Raw genomic sequence first — 15626 nt, 5'->3', positions numbered from 1 at the left:
CATTCCTTCGTCAACTCCGCGCCGACCGGATGGCTGAACTTCTCGCGACCACCAGCCTCACGGTAGGCGAGATCGGTGCGGCCGTGGGTTGGCGCGATGCGGCGGTCGCGCCGCGATCTTTCAAGCAGCGGTACGGAGTAGCTCCACGCATCTACGCAAGCTCATGCCGGAGATATGCTGCCAAGTCTGCAACTCCGCTACAGCCAGTTCCATGAGGGCCTGTTCGAGGATCGACGACCCGACAAGGGTGTTAGTGGCGGGTCAGCACTATTCATGGCGGGATTCGTTCTGCTCTCACGTCTCTAAAGACTCGCTCGATATGCTGGTTGAATACAGCGAACCGAAGGAGCATCGTGGGCCGAAAAGAGCGGTTGGCGTCACGCGAGCGCCTTCAGCGAATTCGACTTCTGAGTTCTGAACTCGACACGCTCCGTAACGCAGCGATCGAACGCACTCGGTCAATCGACACGAAGTCCTCGTTTGTCGTTGTCGCCGCCGGAGTGCTTGCGGGGGCAACCTTCACAGGCTTAGTCGATGCCCGATCGTGGTACCTCGGGTTAGTGCCGTTCGCGCTCACTGTCGCAACGATCATTGCCGCGGCGGTCTCGCTCTGGCCGTCGACGATTGACTCGCCTTCCGGCCGATTCCTTGTCACTCGATGGGTTAATGCTTCTGAGCGTATGGAAGCGATGGAGGACTACATCCTCGAAGTGAAGGTACGCGAAATCGAGAAACGAAACTCGAAGAATGAGAAACGCGCAAAGGCAACCAAGTCGGCGTTCGTGCTCTTGGTAAGTGGCGTAGTGACTGCGCTGCTTGTCGCTGGTATCAATGCATCTGTCCTGAGAGGAGACCCAACCAATGGCCAGACCAACCCCGTCCACACCCCCTCCGCCCCCGGAACGCCCTGACGTCGAAGAAGCCTTTGAGACACTGACTCACGGTGACGATTCTGTGGAGAAGAAAAATGGCTGACGACAAGAATCCAACACCGCGGCCCGACGTCGAGGAAGCCTTCACGGAACTGACCGAGGCCGCGAAGCCGAGGCCGACACCTCCGTCCAAGCCTAAGGACTGAGTTTGCCTCTGTCGTTTCTCTCGCGGATATAGCCGCCCCAGTCTCGAGCCGCGAGGCCTGCCCATGCTCGTGCGGCGGTCTGAGAGATTCCGAGTGTTTGGGCGAGGATCATGTGCGGCACCTCAGCTGAGAGGCCAAACATGGCTGCATGCCGGGCTTGGTGGGGTGGGATGCCGAGTTCGACAAGCTGGCCTCGGATGTTCTCGGTGGCTATCGGACGGCCGGGGATTCCGCCTGGGAAGAGCCAGCCGTTGTCGAGAGAAGCGTAGGAGGCGTTGACTCGGTGTGTGAGCTGTTGTCGGATGAGCATGCCCAAGGGTTCGGGCATCTCGACCGGGGTTTCGCGGAATGTGACGAGCACAGGGCCTCGTTGTGGCGCGGTTACTTGCTCGGTGCGGAGGTCGTAGGCTCGGGTGAGGGGCTGCGCGAAGAGCAGGATGAAGAGGCCGATGATGCGGGTGTAAAGCCGGATCGAGTCGTCGCGCAGGAGGGTGCCGATATGACGCCAGCGGTCGGCATCTCCCATCGTGACATGCGCTTGGCTGGGGTTCGGGTTCTTCACGGAGATACGGTTGTTGATCCCAGTGCGGTTTATCCAAGTGATGAACGGGTGCAGCATCATCGACATTGACATCACTTGGGTGGAGAGGTAGAGCTCGAGTCGGTGCTGAGTAACCTCAAGGATCGTCGTCTGTTTGTGCTCGAGCCATGCCAACAGGTCGATCGAGCGGTTCAGGCGTTGCCGCGCGCCCTCGGCCATCGCTTTGGTGAGCCTGCCCTGGTCGGCGGCTGTGCGCAATCGACGGAGAATAACCCAGCGTGCGAACTGGTCGATGGTCTGTCGGTGCATCGCGCTGATGCCCGCGACACGGTCGATAAGCCAAGGCCCAATGCGCTCGATCAGTGGTTCGTAGGGTTCGAGGACCTCAAGCGCGACAAGGAGATCGCGCAGGTAGTTGTGTGCGCGATCCATCGGCCGTCGGGCGAAGGTGTCGTGGGAGATGTTCACTTCGCCAGAGGCCATCTGACGGAGAAGGGTAGGGCCGTGACCGGGCGGTCGTTGCAACCAGGTAATCGCGTTCTGCGGCCGATGCGACCCCACGAGCGCGTCGAAGACTGGCCGAAGACGTTCGTGGATCTCTCCGGTGCGGGGATCAAGCAGCAGCACATGGAGGCGTTCGCTCAGAACGCAGGAAGCGCAACGACGAACCCCATAGGGCTGATCTTGACGACCACACTTCTCACAGACGAACACGGGCGGCTTCCCCGCGCAGTCGGCACAAATCAACTGTGCAGGTGCGGTCACTGAGAGGTAGGGCAAGGGGCGAAACTGGCTGCAGCCTGGGCAGCGGGCGGGGTGATAAGCGAGGTAGCGACAGCAGTTCTGACAGATCTTTCCCTCTGGTAACTCGAATGATCCGGTCAGTCGCTCGCATCGGATGCAGACCGGTGCCCGGCGTGCATTCACTCGTCGACGCCGTCGGGCCTGCGGATCACCGCCCGGATCGGACGGATGGATCCGATCTTCGGGCCGCCCTCGTTGTGCGTGCCGGTGCGGGCCGCCCGCTGCTCGGCGACGACCGGCACGATGAGATCGTTCGGGGTGCAGCCCAATGCGTCGCAGAGCGCGACGAGTACCTCGGTGTTCAGGCGCTGCGGGGTCTTCGTCACGAGCCGGTAGACGTGCTCTCGGGTCAGGTGAATGCCGCGTTCTTCCAATAGCGGCATCAGTTCGCTGGTCTGGAACATGCCACGGTCGGCCATGACCTGCCGCAGATTCCACTGCATCTGGATCGTCCTCATGATGGGCTCGCCTCCTCTTCGGTTCGGTAGACCCTGGCAAGAGCGGCCTGCAGGGTCTTGTTCTTGAAGTCGTTGGACACCGAGGTGTAAATCGCGGTCGTCGACCCCCAACGGTGCCCGACCTGTTCGGTGACGAAGTGCTCCGGGTAGCCGAACTCGATCAGATGGGTCACATACGAGTGCCGCAGGCAATGCAGGGTCAAGTGCTCTTCAAGGCCGATCTCGCTGCGTGTGTCGGCGAAGAGTTCATCGACGTGGCGGACACTGACCCGGCTGCGCCGCTCGGTCAGCCAGAGTGCGGCCTGGTTGCCCGCCTCGAACAGGGGCAGCCCCTCTTCGACCCATTGCCGCAGACCATTGACGGCCCAATCGAACTCGGGAACAGCGAGAACCGTGCGGCGCCTCGGCAATGAGCCTTTCATCGCTTTCCCGAACCGCACATGGATCGACCCATAGGTGCCCCAAGCTCGCATGTGCGGGTTCGGACGCAGATCGGGCAAGTCCAGGCGCACGAGCTCGTTGCGCCTGAGCCCGAACCCATAGGTCGTCTTGATCATCGTCGCGTCGCGCCACGCGGCAAGCGACCCTTTCCGGCCGAGGCGCACGATCTGCTCGATCCGTGTATCGAGCCAGTCGAAGAGATCCTGCAACTCCCGATACGTCAGAGGGCGACGTTGCGGTCTGCCCTCGTACTCGTTCAGGTGCGCGACCGTGTTCCATTCATTGCACACCTGCACCGGGAATGTGCCGAAGCGATCCTGACATTGTACGGGCCATTCGTAGCGTGCATCGGTGACGTAGTCGCAGAACATGCGCAACGTGAGGTGGTAGCCGCGAATCGTCGATACGGCGAGTCGATCCGCGCCGCACGTCAGCGACACCGTAAAGTCCTCCATATCGCCCGGTGTCCACTCCCACGGATACTGCTCGGTGAAGTCCTGAAAGCGCCGGATGAGCCGCTCACGATCCCGCAAGGTCGATTGGCCGAGCTGACGCGAGAGCTGCTGCCGGGTCCAGCCTGCGACCATTGCCTCGAACACGGCCGCTCGCTCGTTCAGATGCGCCACCCCGGGTACCAGCATCAGCCGCGCTGAACCAGGGAACTCGCCGACCATGCACCACCCCCGGTCGTTACCTAAATCTCACGATGTGACTTTTACGGTAAAAAAACCGAAGAGGTGCAATCGGCGCAAGGGTTGTCGATCGAGTCGATCGACAACGTCGCGGTCAACACTGGTCTGGGATGTGACTTCTGATGCAATAAATCCCGCTCAACCGTTGATTGCCGATCGTGTGTGGGAGATCTTGAGCACTGGGAATCAGGGAAACTCGGCGGGCTCCTCAAATGGCACGAAGCGGTGAAATCGGCAGACTCTGCTCGCATCGACACGAGGCTCGTGTGGGCACGCGGTTCTGCGGATGGCCCCGTACCTGCTGGGTGATCCTGTTCGTCGCACACGGCGGCGAACAGACCCCGAACAGCAGGGAGCCCCCGTCATGCCAGACCCCACACCGCCGCCCGCCGAGCGCCTGACCGAACTACCCGCGCCCGTGTTCGCCGATGACCGGGCGACGCTCTACCTCGGGGACGCAGTCGAACTCCTCCCGCTCCTACCCACGGCCAGTATTGACGCGCTCGTGACCGACCCTCCGTACGGGTTGAGCTTCAACGGGCAGTCCTGGGACGACGCAACCGGGTTTCGCGAATCACTCCCGCACATCGACACCGGTGCAATGAGCGCACCGGAGGTGTTTGAGACGTGGTGCACGGCATGGGCTGCGGGCGCAATGCACGCTTTGAAGCCGGGTGCGTATGTTGCAGCGTTCGGTGGTGCACGCACGTGGCACCGGATGGTGCGCGGGATCGAGAACGCAGGGTTTGAGATACGCGATCAGATCGCATGGCTGCACACCACTGGCATGCCGAAATCGATGGATCTCTCGCACGCGATCGACAAGCGCCACGGTGTGCAACGCCCCGACCGCACGGTGCAGAGCTGCGAGCATGATGGGGTGCTGGGTGCGACCCGCACGGTGTTGTCCAAAGGCACACCGGTCACGGAAGACGCGCAACGGTGGGCGGGCTGGGGCACCGCGCTTCGGCCGGCGTTTGAGCCGATCATCATTGCCCGCAAACCGCCGGAAGTAAACACGATCCGTAACGTCCTCGCACACGGGGTGGGTGGCATCAACATTGACGGTGCTCGGTTTGCCGATGACCGGTGGCCCACGAACGTCGCTTTCGACACGTCGCAGGCTGACGCGCTGGACATGTTGACCGGCACGTGGCAGGGCGAGTCGCTCTCGCAAAAGTTTCCGATCTTCCGGTTCGATCACAAACCCTCGTCAGGTGAGCGTCCGCGTGCATTCGGGGTTTCCCACACGACGGTGAAGCCGCTCGGCTTGATGCGGTGGCTCGTCACGCTCATCACCCCGCCGGGAGGGACGGTGCTGGAACCGTTCGCGGGCTCGGGTACCACGGTGGAGGCCGCCGTCGCCGCTGGCTTCCGGGTGATCGCCGTCGAAAAGGACGCGACCTACGTGCCGCTCGTGAAGTCTCGGCTTGACCGAACCCGGTGAGTCGCACAACGTCGCTGCCTTGCACATGCCGGAGAAGGAAGCGACCATCAACAACCGTCTGTCACGGTGGCGCTGATCACTTTCCTACCTGAGAGGTATGCGACTGCGTCCCGCCGTCGTGCATCACACATCTTTTGAGGAAGGAACCGTCTTGGACTCCGAGACCCCACACCCAGATTTCAGACCAGAGGCTGCACTACGGCGCGACCGGGCGGCTCAGACGCCACCCGCATCCTTGTTCCTTGGCGTGATCATCTGGTCCGACGACACCGAGCAGGACCCGACGGTGATCGCCGACCGTAACCCGGTGACGCTTGCGCGGACGATGGCGGTGATGATCCACGAGATGATCGACGACTCACCCGCCTACGCGGGCGCACCAGAGTTTCTGCAATCAAACCCGCCGCCGCAGGATTGGCGACGGCTTGAAGACGTGGATGCCTGGTTGGAAGCGCTGCGGGAGGCGACCCCGTATCCGGCGTACTCGTTTCATCAGGTCCCGACCACGGGCGGGGCCGACGGCACAAACCAGACCCTCGTAAATCGATATCTGGGGACCGAGTTCCGGGAGCGCGAACACGCACTGAGCGCGGACGCGCCTCACGTTCCGCGCCATGAGCAATCTGGCCCCTCGCACAGCCTCTGACCCAGCGGCCCGGCTGCCGTTGTCGAGGCCGCCGAAGGAGATGAGGATGTGACGTTTTGACGCATGTTCTATACGCATACGCGCATCTTCACCATCTGCGGTGGACAACCCCAATCGGGCGGCATATCCCGGAAGGAGCCCCTTGTGGTTCTGCCGTACCTGACCTGCACCTGATGCGCAGGTGATCACCCGACGAAAATGAAGGAGAAACCCGTCATGTCCGATTCCAATATTCCACCACCACTGGGGTATGTATCCGATCCGTTGCAGCCACACCGAGTGGTGGTCGAGTTCGACGTGCTCGCCCGGAGCCAGGCCGAAGCCGATCACATCGTCGGCGAGGTGCTCGTCGAGGAACTCGCAGGCGAACCGGAAGACATCCGCACCGATGGGGCACGCGTGTTCGCGGAAGACTTCGGAGACGACGTGGCCAGTATCCGTTCGTGGGAGCCGCTCGATGTCGCGTCCGTGCCTCCGAAAGTGATGGCGGTACCGTCCGTGGAGTGGGAGCCGTTGGAAGACTCGGGGATTCCGGAGATCGTCGCGCGCATGTTCCCACCCGAACCCCAAACTGCCGCGTTCCGACTCCCTGATGGAACTGCGGACACTGAGGGGTTCGATGAGGCCCACGAACAGTGGCGCGAGACCTGCCTCCACCTCGCATATGCGGCAGCGCGTCTGCCCGAGACCTTGGCTCGCGTGGAAGTCCTCGAACAAGCACAGCAGCGAGCAGGGCGCGCAGCTGGTGCGGAGCGGGTTCGGGATGCGGTGATTGATCTGCTCGAGCGGGATCCGTTACCGGTGGAGCCGGTCAAGGACGACTACCTCGTCACGGTCGCCCCAGCGTTTGAGGGCGAGTACGAGGACATGCGGTACGCGTGGGATCACTCCCAGTGGCGCACCGAGTTCACCGCCGCCGCCCTACGACGAGAGCACGTCCTACGGGAGCTGATCTCGGACGGTGGACCGCGCACGTCGTATCTGCCCGCACAGTTCTCGCGGACGTGGATGCCCGCCGACCTCGCCGCCATTCACACTCTGCGTGGCCTCGTCGACATCGACGAGTCAGGACTTGGCATCGTTCCACTTGCACGCGAGGTGAGGGACCGGGTGGAAGCGATGCTCGCCGCCGCCGACCCCGACATCAGAGTCGCCGATCCGGACGACCCGGAACGCGGGGAACTGTTTGCCGGGCTCGCATCCGACGCGCATGACTGGGTGCCCGCTGGAGTGTATGCGGCGACCGGCATCGATGGGGAAGGCGACTTCCGGCTCATCGTCGGCCCGGTACCCGGCACAGCAGGAGCGACGGCGTCGGCGGCGTTTCCTCACGCGGAGCACGACAGTGCCGTGCTCAACGGGATCGCCTGGATCCTCGAACAGCACACCGAGCAGCAACCCCCAGCGGAGGTGCTGCGCCAGGTGAACGACCGAGTGATCTCGACGGGCCGAACCGGAGCCCTCGTCACCGATCTTGGTCACGCTGAACCGATGACAAGGCTCGAGCGTGGGGTGCTGTTGAGCGAGTTCCTCGCCGAACGAGAACAGCAGCTGGACCCTGGCCCCGATGACCCTGAACGCCCCTCACCCGACGCCGGATTGGGGCGAAACCTGTAGCAGGTTCGTGCCTCTGACCCCCGGAGGTGGGGGTCGGCGTGTTTGACGATTTCGCGCATGTTCTATACAAAACGGCGCATCATTGCTCGAAACGCTCGCAAACCGGATGCGGGCTCGGGTAGTGCTTGAGGCAGACATAGGGAATGCTCGCGAGCGGACTCTGCATCACCAGGAGACCTGGCCCCACGGTTGCGGCCACACCTTCCGGATGACTCCGCGCACGACGTTCCCACAGGCGCGGGTGTTCCTGAGGAGGTGCACATGACCATCACCGACCCTACCGGTTGGGATCTGCCCACTTCACTGCCCGTGGAACTCCCCACCGCAGCCGCAACGTACGCGGCGACCGGCGTACCCGTGTTCCCCTGTATACCGGGCGGGAAGCGGCCCCTCACCGAGCACGGATTCCAAGACGCCACGATTGATCTCGATCAGATCAGTGCATGGTGGCAGCGATTCCCAGCAGCGAATATCGGCATCCCCACCGGGCACTTCGTGAATGTCCTCGATATCGATGTGCATGCCACCGGCACCGGATTCCCGATCCTGCGCACCCTCCACCAGGAGGGGCTCATTGCCGGGTGGGGACAAGCAGTGCGCTCACCCTCAGGAGGTTTGCACCTCTACTACCCGGCAACTGCGGGGCGCGAACTTTCTTCGTGGTCGAGGGGACGCACCCACGTCGACTTCCGCGGCGTCGGCGGCTACATTATCGCCCCACCCTCCACAATCACCACCGAGCACGGGAACCGCCGCTACGAGCTGATCGCACGCGGCAAACAGCCGCGACCGGTCGACGCCGACCGGATCCGCGAGTTCCTCACCCCGAAACCCGACCCGAGCGCCCAAAGCATCTTCACAGCCACCACGATGCGGGAGACGTCGGTGGAGCACATCGCAGGATGGGTATCTTCGCTTGCGGAAGGGAACCGAAACGCAGGCCTGTTCTGGGCGGCCTGCCGCCTGGCAGAAGCAGGAATGACCGAGCACAACACCGTCGGGATCCTCGAACCCGCAGCCGCATCTGCGGGGCTTGGGGTGCGTGAGATCACCGCGACGATTCGTTCCGCCCACCGCAGCACCCAGCTCACCCACGACCCCAGCAGCCCTGCTGGGCCGCGAGTGAAAGCGGCGGTCAGCCGATGACCGTCAGCATTCCTGCCACGGACGAACCCACACCGGTCACGGACGTTGCGCCCGCACAGGATGATTCTGTTGCTGGGGTGTCTCGGTTCGTGGTCGTGCTCGCAGTCACCGGGACGATTCTGCTCGCGCTCGGTGCGTTCTGGCTCTCGTTCACGACGCTGCGCGATCTCGCCGTGCTCTCTGGGGTTCCGGCGGAGCAGGCGTGGATCTGGCCGCTGATCGTGGACGGCGTGATCTTGGAAGCCACCATCAGCGTCGTCGCCCTCCGAAACTCCGCCCCGGCCGCGCGCCGCTTCGCGTGGTTGCTCTTGGCTGCAGGGGCCGGAGTATCCGTCGCCGCGAACATCACCCACGCGGTCGTCGCTGCTGACACTCGTGTCCCGGCGCTCATCGCCGCCCTGGTTGCTTCGGTGCCGCCGCTGGTATTGCTGGCGATGACGCATCTCACCGTCGAACTCACCCGCAACAGCACCCCCGCCACACCGCAGAATCAACAACCACAGTCTCCATCTCCGCTACCCGACGCAGTGGAGGACCCCAGACCTTTACCGGGCCAGCATTCCTCGAAGATGACGGCCTCGGAATCTTTGACGCTTCCTGAGAGGAAGACGGCAGGACCTGTGGCCGTGCCACGCGCCGCGACGAAGAGCGCGGCATCGGGGTCACGGGAAGATGCTCGTGCCCAGGCATTGGTGATGCACGCAGACGGGGTATCAAAACGGCAGATCGCCACCGAGCTGGGCGTACATCCCACGACGGTGGGCCGCTGGCTGAACGCACCTACCCGTCGACAGGACGGAGAATCCCATGACTGACCCCAACCTTCTTTCCGTGAACCACCGCCACAAGCCACACCCCGCTGACGTTGCGCAACCGCCCGATACACAGACCGCTACTGCAGAAGTGACGGCGGCGGAGCGGCGTGCGAGTGAGTTCGCCACCCACGGCGACCCGACACTTGCCCGGGAGGGCGTTGATCCGGTGTCGAAGCGGCCGGGGATGCAGTGGGTGCGTCCCACTGATCTTGCTGCCCGCGCTGGTGGGGCCATCGTCGACCGCGGCGCGGACCTGAACCTGCGGCTGCGTGACGCGGTCCTTGCCGGGGTTCGTGAGGGACGCGCCCAGTTGCAGGAGCGACTCGCACGGCGGCAGCTCGAACTTGATCCAGAGACCACCCAGGCGGCATCACTGCAGCGTTCACTTGGGAGATCAGGGGTGAGCCGATGACCGCTCACTGTCGCGGCACCATCCCGGTGCCGCACGACACCCCACCCCGCTAACCACAAACCACTCGCCGCCCCGAATCGTTCACGCGCCGGGCGGCACCATCACAGACCCCGACGATCGGGCACGTCTGCGGCCTTCGCTGTGCCACCGCCGGAACATCGGCCCGGCATACGAACTCGCAACGGCTGAGTTTCGAAGGGGTTGGTGGCCTCTTTCAGGTTTCGCGGGATGGGTGTCGTACCTATCCATCACCGAAGACATTCATCTCTTGAGGGAGTCGCTATGAACCACCACCGTCACACTCAGAAACCCCACCCACCGGTCCCGGATTTCACCACCGGGGAAGGGCTCCGTGAACTCCTGATCGAGCTGAATGAACACAATGCGTGGGCGACGAGCCCGGTCGCGGCGGAACTGATGGTCTACGCCACACAGAAGTACACGCCGATCGCGAAAGCCTGGCGTCGGGAACCCGCCGACGCCGCATATGAGGCGTTCGTCGCGATGCGGCAGCGCACCACGCTGCGCGCTGATGACCCGTGGGCGGTGATCACTCGCGCGGTCGCGCTCGGTATCGCCGCTGAAGTCCACGCGGACCGCAACATGACCTCCCAAGACAAAGCACGACGCCCTTCGAAACGTCCCAGCGAGGAACCGATGCGGGCCGGGCACTATGAGGAGTTCTTCTACGACGTGCACCCGCACGCCCACTCTCTCTACGCCAGGCACGATGGCGGGGAGGATCATTCGGCGGATCGGGTGATCCGCGCCACCTGCGTGTTCCTCGTCCTCACCGACTGGCCTGCACGCCCGGTCGAGCAGGCCGTGGACTACATCGCCCACCGCGTCACAGGCCTGTCCTCCAGGGACTCGGCGGTCGAGATCGTGTCAAAAGAACGACACATCGCGATCCGCCTCGGCTACGGCCCCGACGAATGGGCGGCACTCGTGCGTCTGGTCATCGGCACCAAGACCGGGAAACGCAAGACCGGCCAATACGGCCTGTTCGCCCGGGTGCTCCTCGGTGACGATGTGGCCGATCTCCTTCGCGACGACGACCTCGTCGAAACGTCCCGGCGGAGTGCGTGTGCATCTGACGGGCAGAACGGAGGACCGTTGCCATGACTCGCGGGCATCTGATTCTGGAACACGCGATCGATCAGCTCAAGAAGGGCTCCCAGTACCGTCGCAACCTGGACGATGATCTTGACGAACTGTGTGCGTCGATCCAACGCGCCGGAGTGTTGAACCCGCCCGCCGTCACCGAAGGATATGTGATTATCACCGGGAACCGCAGAGTCGCGGCGATGGAGAAACTCGGGATGCGCGTCACCCCGGTCTGGGTCGTCCCGGGCGTCTCCGACAAGCTCTCCTACGTGCTGGCCATCCACGACGAGCAGACGCTGCAGAAAGCACTGAAACCGTTAGAGCAGAACGAACTCTATGAGGAACTCAAAGCCCTCTACGAAGAAGATGCGCAGCGCCGGAAGGCGGGGTCGCAGTTCGGTGAGGGCGGGAAACTTCGCAGTGGGAGCGGTGGTGCGGATTCGGCACCACCGCTCGTGCCTGCCAGCGCCGTGAATGATCGGAAGTCGCGGGTGCAAGCAGCCCGCGCGGTCACGGGCCGGGATTCGCGGACGATGCTGGAACAGATCGGGGAACTCAAACGCATCGCCGCAAGCGACACCGAAGACCCCTATGTGCGGCAGCACGCCGCCGAAGCGTTGCTGGAAATCAACGAAGACCGGAAAGTCAACGGCCGCTACCTGGCCGTGAAAACCAGGCAGAATCTTGCCCATCTCACCCGCATCGCCGAACACCCCGACAGCCCCGAACAAGCACGCGTCGCCGCCGCCGCGGAACTGCGTGGTCTCACAGAGGTACCCACTACGGCGGAGGCCGCGAAAGAATCCGGGCTCGCGCTTGCCCGGGTGACACAGATCCAGAAAGCCGCCACTGACCCGGCGCTAGTCGGATGGAAAGATGTGGACCCGCTGCTGCGGGAGAAACACGCGATCCGCAAACTCGTCGACCTGCTGCGCCGCGAACACGGCTGGTGGAACCGCTACGACCCGGACGACTTCGGCAAACACGCCGATGCCGCCCAGTGGGAACTCATCGACAGCTACATCACTGAGGCCAGTCGATTCCTCGACCTGGCACGGGCAGCCCGCACGGCGAGTGCGGAGGTTCGTGATGCCGACGTTTGAGGACCCGATCGCGGACGCTGACGAACTCGGGCAGGCCGCCCGTGGCCTCGCGTATGCGACCCGCCACATCGAGAGCCCGCAAGATACTTACGAGGTGCTCGGTTCTCTGCATCAGGCGTTGTCGGGGGTGCAGCAGTCGCTGCGGCAGTTGTCGGCGTGGCACGCCCGGCACGCCCAGTTCGCCGCCACCGACGACGGGAACAGGGAGGCCGGGCAAGAGCATGCCGTGAAGGCATCCGCGTGGTTGACGATCGCTGCGTCCTCCACCGAGGAAGTACTGCAGGTGGTGATGAAAGCCCAGTCGGAGAACGGGCGGATCGCGTGGCAGCCAGACCGGCACATCACCACTTCACCGAGCACACTGACCGCGCTCCCGGAAGCACTCAGCCAACGCGAGGCCGCCCTGAACCCCGACCCACCCGCGTCATCGAGTGACACCACGGGCCGGAGCGGCTTGTCGCGCTGAACCACTGCGCTGAACCACTGCACTGAATCACTGCGCTGAGTCACTTCGGCAGAGCGGGGTGCGCACCTGTCGGGTGACCATCTTTCGCCTGGCAGGAAGGCCCGCGCCCATGTCATCGCCCCACTCTGAGACGCAGCGCAAGAAGCGGCTGATCATCACCCTCGTCGTCAGTGCCCTCATCATTCTGGCTCTCGCCGCAGTCGGCATCTACGGCCTCATCACCGGCCCCCAGCAGCCCGACCAGTCCGCGCCGCCCAGCGCGCCGCCACCGGTCACAGCCCCTGGAGAGGAAGTCCCGGAGATCCCGCCGCTCGCATCATTACCGCGAACGAACAACCCGGACGACTATGTGCGTGCCGTCGCCGTCGCCCTGTTTGAGTGGGACACGTTCACGCTGCTCACCCCGGCAGAGCACCGCGGCGTGCTGATTGACGACGCCGACCCCACCGGCACGGAAACCCCAGGGCTCGTCTCGGACCTTGACGGCTATTTCCCATCCGCCTCGACGTGGCGGGATCTCGCCGAGTACCGCACGAACCAGCGCATCGAGATCGAGCGGGTGTTCGTCCCGGAGCTATGGGAGGAAGCGGTCGCCGCGTCTGGCGGGCAGATCACCGATGGCACGCACGCCTACACCGTTGAAGGGATCCGGCATCGCGCAGGCCTCTGGTACGAGGACCCTGTGACGTCGGCGCATCCGGTCGCGTTCACCGTGTTCGTCTCCTGCGAGCCGGTGTTCGACCGCTGCCATCTGCTGCGCCTGTCCGAACTCGACAACCCCCTCCGCTAGGGACTGCACTGATGAAGAAGCTTCTCGCGGTCGCCCTGGCCGGGATGCTCCTCACCCCGATGCTGGGCCTGCTTGGTGTTGGGGTGCTGGTGAACCCGGCAGTCCTCAATCAGGCGCACTGCATCGCCTCCGGCATCGTCCTCGGCCCGATCCCAGACTCACTGGCAGTGACAATGAAAGACGGGCACTCGTTCACACTGAACAAGCAGCAACTCACCCACGCCGCCACGATCATCACCACCGGGTCGAACACTCCAGGCGTCGGCCGCGACGGGATTCTGATCGCATTCATGGCAGCGCTCACCGAGTCCACACTCCGACAACTGTCGAACACTGGCGTCTACCCTGAGTCCGGGGATTATCCCAACGATGGCGATGCCTCTGACCATGACTCCCTCGGTCTGTTTCAGATGCGCCCCCAAGCCGGATGGGGCACCGTCGCCGAACTCATGGACACCGGCTATCAAGCTCGCGCGTTCTACGGCGGCCCCGACGGCCCCAACTACCCGAGCCCGCGGGGCCTGCTCGACATTCCGGGCTGGCAGCAGATGGACAAAGGCGAAGCCGCGCAAGCGGTCGAAGTCTCCGCGTACCCGGACCGGTACCAGAACTATGAGCCGGTCGCTCGTACCATTCTCGACGCGCTCACCCTTCGTGGCGGTGGAGGTGGCAGCGGGGTCCCTGGGGATGCTGATATTCCCGAAACGAGTCGGCTGGTATTCCCGTTACCAACCGGCACGTACATCCACACGTCATCATTTGGGCCGCGGGTTGACCCGATCACCGGTGAGGCGAGTTTTCACTCCGGCACCGACTGGGCAGCTCCCGACGGCACCCCGATCTTCGCTCTCGCGGACGGGATCGTCACCTACGCGGGCATGGTCGACGGTTACTCCGGGCAGATCACTATCGAGCACACCATCGGCGGCGAGAAAGTCGCAACGAAGTACGTGCACATGTGGGCGCACGGCATCCACGTCACCGCCGGGGAACGCTTGATCGCAGGGCAACACATCGGTGACGTCGGCAGCAGCGGCCACTCCACCGGCCCCCACTTGCACTTCCAGGTTCACCCCGGCGGCGCGAACGCACCTCCAGTTGACGCGGAACCGTGGCTTGCGGCTCTCAGCGTGGAAGGCGTCGACGCACCAACCGGTGGCGGCCCGGGCTGCGCCTTCTGACGCGGCAACCGTCTGGACGTCCCGTACACGGTAGAGATCGCACCTGACGGGTACCCGTCGACCGACCCGCAGGAGCCACTCATGGATACCATCACGATCACCGCGCTTACTGCGAACGTCTACCCAGACCTCAGTGGTGTAGGCGGGCGCGGAACCCTCAGCAGCATTGTCGGGGCGCTCCTCACCATCACCTTGATTGTCGCGGTGCTGATGGTGGTCATCTCCGGCATCATCTGGGCGGTGTCCTCTTCGACCGGGAACGCGCAGTCCGCCGCGAAAGGGAAGGTGGGCGTGTTCGTGGCCCTTGGAGCCGCCGTCCTCGCAGGGGCTGCGATCACCTGGATGAACTTTCTCCTGCGCCTGGGCGATTCCCTGTAGATCGGTGATCAGTGAGTGGGGCTCCCGCAGCTGGCGGTGCCCCACTCGGCCGTGCTCAATCGTTTAAGACACCGTGACCGCGTCTAACAGTTGCCGAAGGCAAGCCTGGAGCCGGAGCGCGCTTTCCAGGGTGAGTTCCAAGCGCTGCTGATCGTTTGCGATCGCGACCCACGTCTCACGGTCACCAACGTCTCGAAACGTGAGCATCGTCAACTCAGAAGCTTCGAACCGATGAGACCGATGTCGGTAGCGTTCCACCGGTTGAATCACCGGAACCACCCAGAAGGCACTGTGGTGTCTTCGGTCGTCGATGAGGTCCTGATCGTCATGTTGTTCGTCGCACCAGCTGGGGCATGGTTCGGTCAACCAGCCGGGCTGCTCTCGCGTAGCAGACATGTTTTCTCCTTCACTACCCAGCGCACACCTTGTGCTCGGGGCAACTCGAAGACAACTGGAAGTGACCGCCCAAGAGCGAGGAGAAATCGCAGCCAGCGAACAACCCGT

Annotated in this window: 17 protein-coding genes; 13 read left to right on the top strand and 4 right to left on the bottom strand. The window is 63.7% G+C overall.

Features of this window, described 5'->3' with window-relative positions; translation table 11 throughout:
* Positions 1 to 353 precede the first annotated feature (353 nt).
* Positions 354 to 911, top strand: coding sequence for a hypothetical protein (locus tag ACT3S6_RS08035; RefSeq protein ID WP_096157926.1), 558 nt, complete (start codon positions 354 to 356; stop codon positions 909 to 911).
* Between the two features lie 156 nt (positions 912 to 1067).
* On the opposite strand, the gene ACT3S6_RS08030 is transcribed toward ACT3S6_RS08035, so the two are convergent.
* The 3 genes from ACT3S6_RS08030 to ACT3S6_RS08020 form a co-directional block, all read right to left on the bottom strand.
* Positions 1068 to 2087 carry a hypothetical protein gene (locus ACT3S6_RS08030; protein ID WP_146041014.1) on the bottom strand — a complete coding sequence of 340 codons (1020 nt, stop codon included), beginning with the start codon at positions 2085 to 2087 and terminating at the stop codon, positions 1068 to 1070.
* A 455-nt stretch (positions 2088 to 2542) separates the two neighbouring features.
* On the bottom strand, positions 2543 to 2881 hold the full coding sequence (locus ACT3S6_RS08025) for a helix-turn-helix domain-containing protein (RefSeq protein WP_170934010.1): 339 nt from the start codon (positions 2879 to 2881) through the stop codon (positions 2543 to 2545).
* Positions 2878 to 3996 carry a tyrosine-type recombinase/integrase gene (locus ACT3S6_RS08020; RefSeq protein WP_087053551.1) on the bottom strand — a complete coding sequence of 373 codons (1119 nt, stop codon included), beginning with the start codon at positions 3994 to 3996 and terminating at the stop codon, positions 2878 to 2880. The genes ACT3S6_RS08025 and ACT3S6_RS08020 overlap by 4 nt, the downstream gene beginning before the upstream one ends.
* A gap of 382 nt (positions 3997 to 4378) precedes the next feature.
* Here ACT3S6_RS08020 and ACT3S6_RS08015 point away from each other — a divergent pair, with 382 nt between their 5' ends.
* The 12 genes from ACT3S6_RS08015 to ACT3S6_RS07960 all read left to right on the top strand — a co-directional run bounded on the left by ACT3S6_RS08015 (position 4379) and on the right by ACT3S6_RS07960 (position 15122).
* Positions 4379 to 5461, top strand: coding sequence for a DNA-methyltransferase (locus tag ACT3S6_RS08015; RefSeq protein ID WP_096157924.1), 1083 nt, complete (start codon positions 4379 to 4381; stop codon positions 5459 to 5461).
* A gap of 151 nt (positions 5462 to 5612) precedes the next feature.
* Complete coding sequence (locus ACT3S6_RS08010) at positions 5613 to 6107, top strand: hypothetical protein (RefSeq protein WP_102598832.1); 495 nt, start codon at positions 5613 to 5615, stop codon at positions 6105 to 6107.
* Positions 6108 to 6323: 216 nt separating this feature from the next.
* Complete coding sequence (locus ACT3S6_RS08005; protein ID WP_102598833.1) at positions 6324 to 7724, top strand: hypothetical protein; 1401 nt, start codon at positions 6324 to 6326, stop codon at positions 7722 to 7724.
* A 261-nt stretch (positions 7725 to 7985) separates the two neighbouring features.
* Positions 7986 to 8870: a bifunctional DNA primase/polymerase gene (locus ACT3S6_RS08000; RefSeq protein WP_102598834.1), complete on the top strand. Its 885-nt coding sequence runs from the start codon at positions 7986 to 7988 to the stop codon at positions 8868 to 8870.
* A complete protein-coding gene (locus ACT3S6_RS07995) occupies positions 8867 to 9685 on the top strand; it encodes a DUF2637 domain-containing protein (RefSeq protein ID WP_257997996.1) in 819 nt (272 codons plus the stop codon). The genes ACT3S6_RS08000 and ACT3S6_RS07995 overlap by 4 nt, the downstream gene beginning before the upstream one ends.
* Positions 9678 to 10097 (top strand): hypothetical protein, encoded by a 420-nt coding sequence (locus ACT3S6_RS07990; RefSeq protein ID WP_096157921.1) that lies wholly within the window; start codon positions 9678 to 9680, stop codon positions 10095 to 10097. The genes ACT3S6_RS07995 and ACT3S6_RS07990 overlap by 8 nt, the downstream gene beginning before the upstream one ends.
* A 282-nt stretch (positions 10098 to 10379) precedes the next feature.
* Positions 10380 to 11222, top strand: coding sequence for a hypothetical protein (locus tag ACT3S6_RS07985; RefSeq protein ID WP_096157920.1), 843 nt, complete (start codon positions 10380 to 10382; stop codon positions 11220 to 11222).
* Positions 11219 to 12307 carry a ParB/RepB/Spo0J family partition protein gene (locus tag ACT3S6_RS07980; RefSeq protein WP_102598835.1) on the top strand — a complete coding sequence of 363 codons (1089 nt, stop codon included), beginning with the start codon at positions 11219 to 11221 and terminating at the stop codon, positions 12305 to 12307. The genes ACT3S6_RS07985 and ACT3S6_RS07980 overlap by 4 nt, the downstream gene beginning before the upstream one ends.
* Positions 12294 to 12773 carry a hypothetical protein gene (locus ACT3S6_RS07975; RefSeq protein WP_102598836.1) on the top strand — a complete coding sequence of 160 codons (480 nt, stop codon included), beginning with the start codon at positions 12294 to 12296 and terminating at the stop codon, positions 12771 to 12773. The genes ACT3S6_RS07980 and ACT3S6_RS07975 overlap by 14 nt, the downstream gene beginning before the upstream one ends.
* A gap of 109 nt (positions 12774 to 12882) precedes the next feature.
* Positions 12883 to 13563: a hypothetical protein gene (locus ACT3S6_RS07970; protein WP_096157917.1), complete on the top strand. Its 681-nt coding sequence runs from the start codon at positions 12883 to 12885 to the stop codon at positions 13561 to 13563.
* 11 nt (positions 13564 to 13574) lie between these two features.
* Positions 13575 to 14744: a M23 family metallopeptidase gene (locus ACT3S6_RS07965; RefSeq protein WP_096157916.1), complete on the top strand. Its 1170-nt coding sequence runs from the start codon at positions 13575 to 13577 to the stop codon at positions 14742 to 14744.
* Between the two features lie 81 nt (positions 14745 to 14825).
* Positions 14826 to 15122 carry a DUF6112 family protein gene (locus ACT3S6_RS07960; protein WP_096157915.1) on the top strand — a complete coding sequence of 99 codons (297 nt, stop codon included), beginning with the start codon at positions 14826 to 14828 and terminating at the stop codon, positions 15120 to 15122.
* A 63-nt stretch (positions 15123 to 15185) separates the two neighbouring features.
* Here the strand turns inward: ACT3S6_RS07960 and ACT3S6_RS07955 are convergent, their stop codons facing one another.
* Positions 15186 to 15518, bottom strand: a complete 333-nt coding sequence (locus ACT3S6_RS07955) for a DUF6907 domain-containing protein (protein ID WP_096157914.1) — start codon at positions 15516 to 15518, stop codon at positions 15186 to 15188.
* Positions 15519 to 15626 lie beyond the last annotated feature (108 nt).

It is taken from the genome of Arthrobacter sp. AOP36-C1-22, assembly GCF_052377515.1.
GTDB lineage: Bacteria > Actinomycetota > Actinomycetes > Actinomycetales > Micrococcaceae > Arthrobacter_H.
Note: the sequence above shows the minus strand (reverse complement) of the source record. Positions and strands in the feature narration are given on the sequence as shown.